Annotated in this window: 4 protein-coding genes and 3 tRNA genes; 1 reads left to right on the top strand and 6 read right to left on the bottom strand. The window is 66.3% G+C overall.

Annotation, left to right across the window (positions count from 1 at the left end):
• The 4 genes from D0T21_RS30675 to D0T21_RS30660 all read right to left on the bottom strand — a co-directional run.
• A partial coding sequence (locus tag D0T21_RS30675) for an elongation factor Tu (protein WP_116993774.1) occupies positions 1–814 on the bottom strand: 814 nt, incomplete at its 3' end.
• Positions 815–924: 110 nt separating this feature from the next.
• Positions 925–999: transfer RNA gene (locus D0T21_RS30670), tRNA-Thr, on the bottom strand.
• Positions 1,000–1,029: 30 nt separating this feature from the next.
• A tRNA-Gly gene (locus tag D0T21_RS30665) sits at positions 1,030–1,103 on the bottom strand.
• A 57-nt stretch (positions 1,104–1,160) separates the two neighbouring features.
• Positions 1,161–1,244, bottom strand: a tRNA-Tyr gene (locus D0T21_RS30660).
• Positions 1,245–1,450: 206 nt separating this feature from the next.
• Between D0T21_RS30660 and D0T21_RS30655 the strand changes: the two genes are divergently transcribed.
• Positions 1,451–4,708, top strand: coding sequence for an EAL domain-containing protein (locus tag D0T21_RS30655; protein ID WP_116993773.1), 3,258 nt, complete (start codon positions 1,451–1,453; stop codon positions 4,706–4,708).
• Here the strand turns inward: D0T21_RS30655 and D0T21_RS30650 are convergent, their stop codons facing one another.
• Both D0T21_RS30650 and D0T21_RS30645 read right to left on the bottom strand, forming a co-directional pair.
• A complete protein-coding gene (locus D0T21_RS30650) occupies positions 4,709–6,238 on the bottom strand; it encodes an HDOD domain-containing protein (protein ID WP_116993772.1) in 1,530 nt (509 codons plus the stop codon).
• Positions 6,239–6,281: 43 nt separating this feature from the next.
• Positions 6,282–7,865, bottom strand: a complete 1,584-nt coding sequence (locus D0T21_RS30645) for a DUF3369 domain-containing protein (protein WP_116993771.1) — start codon at positions 7,863–7,865, stop codon at positions 6,282–6,284.
• Positions 7,866–8,101: the final 236 nt, after the last annotated feature.

Here is an 8,101-nt window from a genome sequence, read left to right as displayed (position 1 = left end):
TACCCTGGTCCAGCAGCTTGCGGAACATTTCCACGCCGGTGCAGATGGTTTTGACGGTGTCGGTGATACCAACGATTTCGATCTCTTCGCCGACCTTGATGATGCCGCGCTCGATACGACCGGTAACCACGGTACCGCGACCCGAGATCGAGAACACGTCTTCCACTGGCATCAGGAAGGCGCCGTCCACTGCGCGCTCTGGCGTAGGGATGTAGCTGTCCAGTGCGTCGGCCAGAGCCATGATGGCTACTTCGCCCAGAGGACCGGTGTCGCCGTCCAGCGCTTTACGTGCCGAACCTTTGATGATAGGCAGGTCGTCGCCTGGGAATTCGTACTTCGACAACAGCTCGCGAACTTCCATTTCAACCAGTTCCAGCAACTCTTCGTCATCGACCAGATCGCACTTGTTCAGGAACACGACGATGTATGGAACGCCAACTTGACGGGCCAGCAGGATGTGCTCACGGGTCTGTGGCATTGGGCCGTCGGCTGCGGAGCAAACCAGGATCGCGCCGTCCATCTGCGCTGCACCGGTAATCATGTTTTTGATGTAGTCGGCGTGGCCTGGGCAATCAACGTGAGCGTAGTGACGGGTAGCGGTTTCGTACTCGACGTGCGCGGTGTTGATGGTAATGCCGCGTGCTTTTTCTTCTGGAGCAGCATCGATCTGGTCGTATGCTTTAGCTTCGCCGCCGAATTTCTTCGACAGAACAGTTGCGATCGCAGCGGTCAGGGTGGTCTTGCCGTGGTCGACGTGGCCGATGGTGCCGACGTTAACGTGCGGCTTGGTCCGCTCGAATTTCTCTTTTGCCATTTTAGACTCCTAACGATTTGGTGTGATTGCCTGGGCGTACGCCCGACTGTCTTGATAGTGCTGCGTATATTTTTAAATATGCTGCCGGTACTGCGGGATACTGCGAATTCTGGTGCCCTTTACGTGGATTGAACACGTGGCCTCTCCCTTACCAAGGGAGTGCTCTACCACTGAGCTAAAAGGGCTTATGGGGTACTACTGCATTGCAACAATACTGGAGCGGGTGAAGGGAATCGAACCCTCGTCGTAAGCTTGGAAGGCTTCTGCTCTACCATTGAGCTACACCCGCGAGGATTGTTCAATTCTTCTTCATCTACTTGCGTTACCCAGTCTTTTTGCAAAAACTTGGTGGAGGGGGCTGGATTCGAACCAGCGTACTCGAAAGAACAGATTTACAGTCTGTCGCCTTTAACCACTCGGCCACCCCTCCGCGAGGAACCGCAGAGTATGAAGCAACTTCCTTGACCTGTCAACCCTGCATCGCGCTTTTTACTTACTCATTCGCGCCATGAAGATGAACCGTCTGCTTCGGGGCGAGATTTTAACTGCACCAACTGCAAATGTGCAAGTGTTGTTTTTACGTTGAACGAATTCCTATACAATCGGCCCACGATACTGAGACCTGGAGCCCCGCAGTTGAACAACCGTAGCGGTAGTTTGCGCAGCCTGGTGCTGGCCAATGTGGGCCTGATGGCCTGTTACTTCATCGCCGGACGTCTCGGCCTGCTGCTGGCGCTGCCGCCCGGCTACGCCTCGCCGATCTTCCTGCCGGCCGGCCTGGCGCTGGCCTGCTGCGTGCTCGGCGGCGCCCGCCTGCTGCCGGCCGTGGCGCTGGGCTCGCTGACGGTCAACCTGATCTACCCCTTCCTCAGTCCCGGCGGCATCAGCGCCACCGCGCTGGCCGGCGCCTGCTTCCCGGCGCTGGGCGCCTCGCTGCAAGCGTGGGCCGGCAGCACCCTGTTCCGCCGCTACATCGACCCCGCCATCGGCTCCGGCCGCGACGTGGTGCGCTTCATCCTGCTGGCGGCCGGCGTCACCGTCATCAGCAGCACCGTCTCGCTGACCGGCATGGGCCTGCTCGGCATCCTGCGCTGGGACACCCTCATCCTCGACTGGCTGGCCTGGTGGATGGGCGACACCATCGGCATCCTGCTGGCGGCGCCGCTGACCTGGATCGTCATCGGCCGCCCGCGCGCGCTGTGGTCGCGCCGCCGCCTGCTGGTCGGCCTGCCGCTGCTGCTGTCGGCGGCGGCCTTCATCGCCATCTACCTGCAGGCCGACCGCTGGGAGAACAACCAGCAGCTGCAGGCCTTCCGCCTCAAGGCGCAGCAGACCGGCGACCTGCTGCAGGCGCAGTTCAGCGAGCACGAGCGCTTCATCTACGCCATGGCCAAGGCGCTCAACGACCCGCGCCGCACGCTCAGCGCCGAGGACTTCGGCAACCTGGCGCACGGCTACCTGGACCAGCGCCCCGAGCTGCTGTCGATGGCCTGGCTGACGCCGGTGGCCGGCGACGAACGCGCCGCCTTCGAAACCTGGGGCCGCGCCCAGATCGCGCCCGGCTTCGAAATCCGCCAGCGCAACGCCGACGGCGCCCTCACCTCCGCCGCCGCGCGCCAGCGCTACTTCGTCGCCACCTACATCGAGCCGGCGGAAAACCGCGTCTACCAGGGCCTGGACTTCCTGTCCGATCCGCAGCGCCGCACCGCGCTGGAGCGCGCCATCCAGTCCGGCCAGCCGACCGCCACTGCGCCGCTGCAACTGATACGCGCGCAGGCCAGCTCCGGCTTGCTATTGCTGCAAACTGTCTACCCCAACAACAATCGCCACCAGGCCATCGGCTCGCTGCTGATCTCGATGCAGTTCGACGCCTACCTGGACCAGGCGCTCAAGCGTTCCGAGTTCGGCCACTTCCTGATGCGCTTCGAGGACATGGACGACGACGGCCCGCGCCACCTGGTGCGCGACAGCCTGCAACGCGCACCGGAGCCGGGCGACTTCCAGCGCCAGCTGCACTTCGGCGGCCGCATCTACGAGCTGACGCTGGCGCCGACCCCGGCCTACCTGCAGCAGCAGCGCGGCTGGCAAAGCTGGACCGTGCTGACCTGCGGCCTGCTGCTGACTGGCCTCTTGGGCACCTTGATGATGCTGATCAGCGGCGAACGCGCGCGCATCCAGGCCCAGGTCAAGGACAGCACGGCGCGCCTGCGCGAACGCGAAGCGCGCCTGCAGGCCATCCTCAACAAGGCGGCCGACGCCATCCTCACCATCGACGGCGACGGCCTGCTGATGTCGGCCAACGCCGCCGCCGGCCGCCTGTTCGGCTACGCGCCGGAGAATATGACCAAGCTGCCGCTGGACCGCCTGATCCCGGTCGGCGTCGGCGACGCCGCCGGCCTCGACGCGGCCGGCCTGCTGCGCATGATCGCCTGCGGCGTCACCCACGAATACGAGCTGACCGGCTGGCGCAGCGACGGCAACGAATTCCCGCTGGCGATGTCGGTCAGCGAAGTGGAGCTGCCCGACGAGCACCTGTTCGTCGCCATCCTGCACGACCTGACGGCGCAGCAACTGGCGCAGGAACGCATCCACCGCCTGGCCCACCACGACACCCTGACCGGCCTCGACAACCGCCTGTCGCTGAACCTGCGTCTGGACCAACTGCTGGCGCAGACCCGCCGCGGCGGCGGCGCGGCGGCCGTGCTGTTCATCGACCTCGATCACTTCAAGAAGATCAACGACACCCACGGCCACCAGACCGGCGACCTGCTGCTGATCGCCGTGGCCCAGCGCCTGCAGGAACTGCTGCGCGAAGTCGACACCATCGCCCGCCTGGGCGGCGACGAATTCATCGTCGTCACCTCCGGCAGCGTGACGCCGGACGAAGCGTCCAACATCGCGGTGCGCATCGTCGAATCGCTGGGCGCGCCCTACCACCTGCAGGGCAAGACGGTGCACAGCGGCGCCAGCGTCGGCGTCGCCATGTTCCCGTCCGACGGCGAGGACGGCAGCACCCTGCTGCGCCACGCCGACACCGCCATGTACGCGGCCAAGAGCCAGGGCCGCGGCAACTTCCAGTTCTTCTCGGCCGAGATGAACAGCGCCACCCATGAGCGCCTGATGCTGGAGAACCGTTTGTGGCAGGCGCTGGAGCAGAACGAATTCGAGCTGTACCTGCAACCGCAGGTCGAGCTGGCGTCCGGCCGCATCATCGGCGCCGAGGCGCTGCTGCGCTGGCACCATCCGGAGCTGGGCATGGTGGGGCCGGACCGCTTCATCCCGATCGCCGAGGAGTCGGGCCTGATCCTGCCGCTGGGCGACTGGGTGCTGCAACGCGCCAGCAGCCTGCTGGCCTCCTGGCGCGCGCCGGGGCTGGCGCACCTGCGGCTGGCGGTCAACCTGTCGGCGCGCCAGTGCCACGGCGCCGGCCTGCTGCCGCACCTGGACCGGCTGATCGACGCCCACGGCATCGACCCGGCCTTGCTGGAGCTGGAGATCACCGAATCGGCGGCGATGCAGGACCCGGAACGCAGCCGCGCGCTGCTGATCGAATTGCGCTCGCGCGGCTTCAAGGTGGCGATCGACGATTTCGGCACCGGCTATTCCTCGCTGAGCTACCTGAAGCTGTTCGAGATCGACCGCATCAAGATCGACCGCGGCTTCGTCAAGGATATCGAGAGCGATCCGAACGACGCCGTGATCGTCGCCGCCACCATCGCACTGGCCCACTCGCTGGGACTGGGCGTGGTGGCTGAGGGCGTCGAGACGCAGGCCCAGCGCGACTTCCTCAGCGCCAAGCAGTGCGACGAGGCGCAGGGCTATCTGTTCGCGCGGCCGATGCCGGTGGCGCAGTTCGAGGCCATGGTGCGCAGCGACAGCATGGCGGCGGCCTAGCTAGGCCGGCGTCAGCGCCACCAGCACCTGCCCCTTGAGGGCGCGGATCAGCGAGGTCTCGTCGGGCGGCACGCCCTCCGGCGCCGGCAGCGCGCGGTCCGCGTAGAACAAGCCGAGCTGGATTGAATTGACCACCAGCGGCAGCACGATGAAGCTGCGCGCATCGGGCAACAGGCGGCGGTGCCATTCCGGCAGCAGCGCGCGGATCTTCGGTGCGCTGGCGTCGGCGATCATCAGGTCGGCGTTGTTCTGCATCGCCAGGTGGAACAGGTCGTCGCCGCTGGCGCTGGGAAAGACGAAGCCGGCCTGGCGCTCCGCATACAGCTCGCCGAACGCCACCCGCGCCCGGTACTGGCCGGTGCGCACATCCTTCAGGCACACGGTGGCGAAGCGGAAGCCCATGCCGCGGTACAGCGTCTCCAGCACCGCCTGGATGATGTCGTTGACCTTGCCGTGGCCGCCGGCGCGCATCTGCGTCACCTCCTGCACCCCGGCCAGCAACAGCTCGCGGGCGTTGTACGGCTTGCCGCTGACATGGTTGCCCTGCGGCGCCTCGTCCGCGCCCATCGTCGCCTGCGCCAGCACGCTGGGCAGGCCGGGCGCGCCGTCGTCGGGATCGGCGTGCCCGCCCATGTGCAGGCTCTCCAGCAGCCCGTCCATGTCGCGCGCCACGGTGGTGAACAGCTGCGTCAAGCGCTCGCGGTCCAGATTGAGCGCGGCGCCGTAGCGCTGCTCCAGCGCCTTGCCCTCGGCGCTGTCGGCGCCCAGGCGGCGCGCCAGCAGCCGCGCCGTCTCCATGCTGAACGCCACCACCTGCCGCATCCACTCCTGGCGGCTGGCGGCCGGCTTGCAGGCGCCCGGCGGCAGCGGCGCCAGCGAGCGCACGATCACGTCCGGGATCTTCCATTCGTTGAGGATGGCGGCCGACAGGCTGTCATAGCTGCAGCCCAGCACCTGCAGCGCGGCCTGCGCCTGGGTCAGTTTGCCGGCCGCCGTCAGCAGGCCGATCTCGCGGAACAGCCCGTGCTCGTGCGAAGCCACCACCAGCGCGCCGATGTTCTTGAACAGCGCGCCGATGGCCGCCTCCTCGGCGCCCTGGTAGATGCTCAGGCGCGCCATCTCGCGGCCCACCAGGCTGGCGCACAGCGCCGCCTCCAGCTCGATGCGCACGCTGTTCGCGTGCTTGCTGTTGGCCAGCGTGTCGACCAGCAGCATGGCCATCGCCGTGGTCTTGACGTTGTCGAAGCCGAGCAGGGAAATCGCGCGCGAGATGGTGGTGACGGCGGTGCCGCCGGCGGCGCGGTAGGTCGGCGTGTTGGCCAGCCGCAGCACCTTCTGCGTCAGCGCCACGTCCGACAGCACGTAGTAGGCCAGGTTTTGCGTGCCCTGGTCGTCGGAGTCGGCCATCTGCACCACCCGCGCCACCGACGCGCCCAGCGCGAACATGCCCTCGTCGCCGCTGAGTTTTTTCAGCAGCGCGCCGCGCACGGGGCGCAGTTCGCTGTCTGACGGGAGCGGGGTCGATGGCATGGCATGTCCTGGCGTGCTGCTACGCCGCCCGCGGCGGGGCAGCCTAGTCCGGCGTGTGGCCGATGGTCGGATCGCGCTCGATCAGGTCCAGCAGCGCGGCCACGACCTCCGGATCGAACTGCTTGCCGGAGCGGTCCGTGATATAGGTCATCACCTCGGTGTGCGGCCACGGGTCCTTGTACGGACGCTCGTGCAGCAGCGAGTCGAACACGTCCACCACGGCGACGATGCGTGCCGAAATCGGGATATCCTTGCCGGCCAGCTGGTTCGGATAACCGTTGCCGTCGTAGTGTTCGTGGTGGCCGCCGGCGATCTCGGCGCCGTAGGTCAGGTAGCTGACGCCGTCGACCATGTTGGCGGCGCGTTCCAGGATGGTGCGGCCGACCGCCGCGTGGGTCTGCATCTCGGCCCGCTCTTCCGGCGTGTGGATGCCCGGCTTGAGCAGGATGTGGTCCGGCGTGGCGACCTTGCCGACATCGTGCAGGATGCTGGCCAGGCCTATCATGTCGAGCAGCTGCGGCGTCAGCTCGTCGGCGTAGACGCCGCGCGCGGCCAGCCGCTGGGCCAGCGACGACGACAGCATCTGCACCCGCCGCACATGGCCGCCGGTGCCGCTGTCGCGGAACTCGGCCAGGTCGGCCAGCGCCACCACGGTGGCCTCCTGCGCCTTGCGCAGCTGGCCGAACATATACAGGTTGTCGAACGCGGCGGCGATGCGCTGGCAGAACACTTCCAGCAGGTCGCGCTGGATCTGCGCCAGCGGCCACGGCGGCGTGACCGAGATCGCCACTTCGCGGTTTTCCTGCGTGTGGATGAACAACACATTGGCCGGATGGTCGAACTGGCTTTTCTTTTCGGCGAAGGCCTTGGCGATGGTCGGCCACAGCGGATGGGCGGTCGGCATCAGCTCCGATTCGCTCAGCTGGGCATAGCTGCCGGTGGCCGCCACCACGCTGGTGACGCCGGTGTCGCCCTGCATCAGGCACAGCACGCCGTCGGCGCCGACGTCGAGGATGGCGCTCACCTGGTTCAGCACGCCGGAGGCGAATTCGCGCAGCGAGTGGATCTGGTAGAGATTGGTGGCGCCGGCCAGGATCTTGCCCAGGCCGATGCGGCTGCGCTCGAGCATGTTCAGGCTTTCATACGCGCGCAGCGCCGAGATCACGGTGGTGAACAGCTTCTGCGTGGTCAGCTCGGTCTTGGCCTTGTAGTCGTTGATGTCGTATTCGATGATGACGCGCTGCTCGGGCGCCTGGCCCGGCTGGCCGGTGCGCAGCACCACGCGCACGATGGCGTTGTGCAGCTCCTCGCGGATGCGGCGCGCCAGCAGCAGGCCGGCGTCGTCGGTTTCCATCACCACGTCCAGCAGCACCAGCGCGATGTCCGGCGTGTCGCGCAGGAAGTCGTAGGCTTCGCGGCCGCTGTAGGCCGAGAACAGTTCCAGCTCGCGGCCCTTGAAGGACACGTTGCGCAGCGCCAGCCGCGTGACAGCGTGGACATCGACGTCGTCGTCGACGATCAGCACCCGCCACAGGCGCTGGTCCGGCGATCCCGCTCCTTCAACCGGCGCTGGTTCCTCGTCTTCCTGGATCAGCCAGTTGTCGTCTGCGGCGGTGGAATCTGTCATCACATCTCCTGGGGCTGGGCCCGTGGCTGTCTTGGTCCTAGCATAATCAGATTCCCCCCCTGTGACAACCCCCTTCGAAATTGATAGCAACAGGCGTGCGTTTTTCGCCCATGTACGGCTGGTCCGCGCTCGTCATTGCGGTCCGACTCTGATACGCTAGCGCCGTCATTGTAAGGATTGCGGCGCGCACACCGACCAAGGCGTAGCGCGGTCAGATCAATATTTCAAGGACCATA

The sequence above is a fragment of the Duganella sp. BJB476 genome, from assembly GCF_003416895.1.
Taxonomy (GTDB): Bacteria; Pseudomonadota; Gammaproteobacteria; order Burkholderiales; family Burkholderiaceae_D; genus Rugamonas.
The sequence above is the reverse complement of the archived record's forward strand: the minus strand, read 5'-3'. Positions and strand labels throughout refer to the sequence as shown.

Excerpts from the sequence above, each read along its gene's own strand:
- D0T21_RS30645 (WP_116993771.1), bottom strand. The coding sequence starts at position 7,865 with ATGACAGATTCCACCGCCGCAGACGACAACTGGCTGATCCAGGAAGAC.
- D0T21_RS30650 (WP_116993772.1), bottom strand. The coding sequence starts at position 6,238 with ATGCCATCGACCCCGCTCCCGTCAGACAGCGAACTGCGCCCCGTGCGC.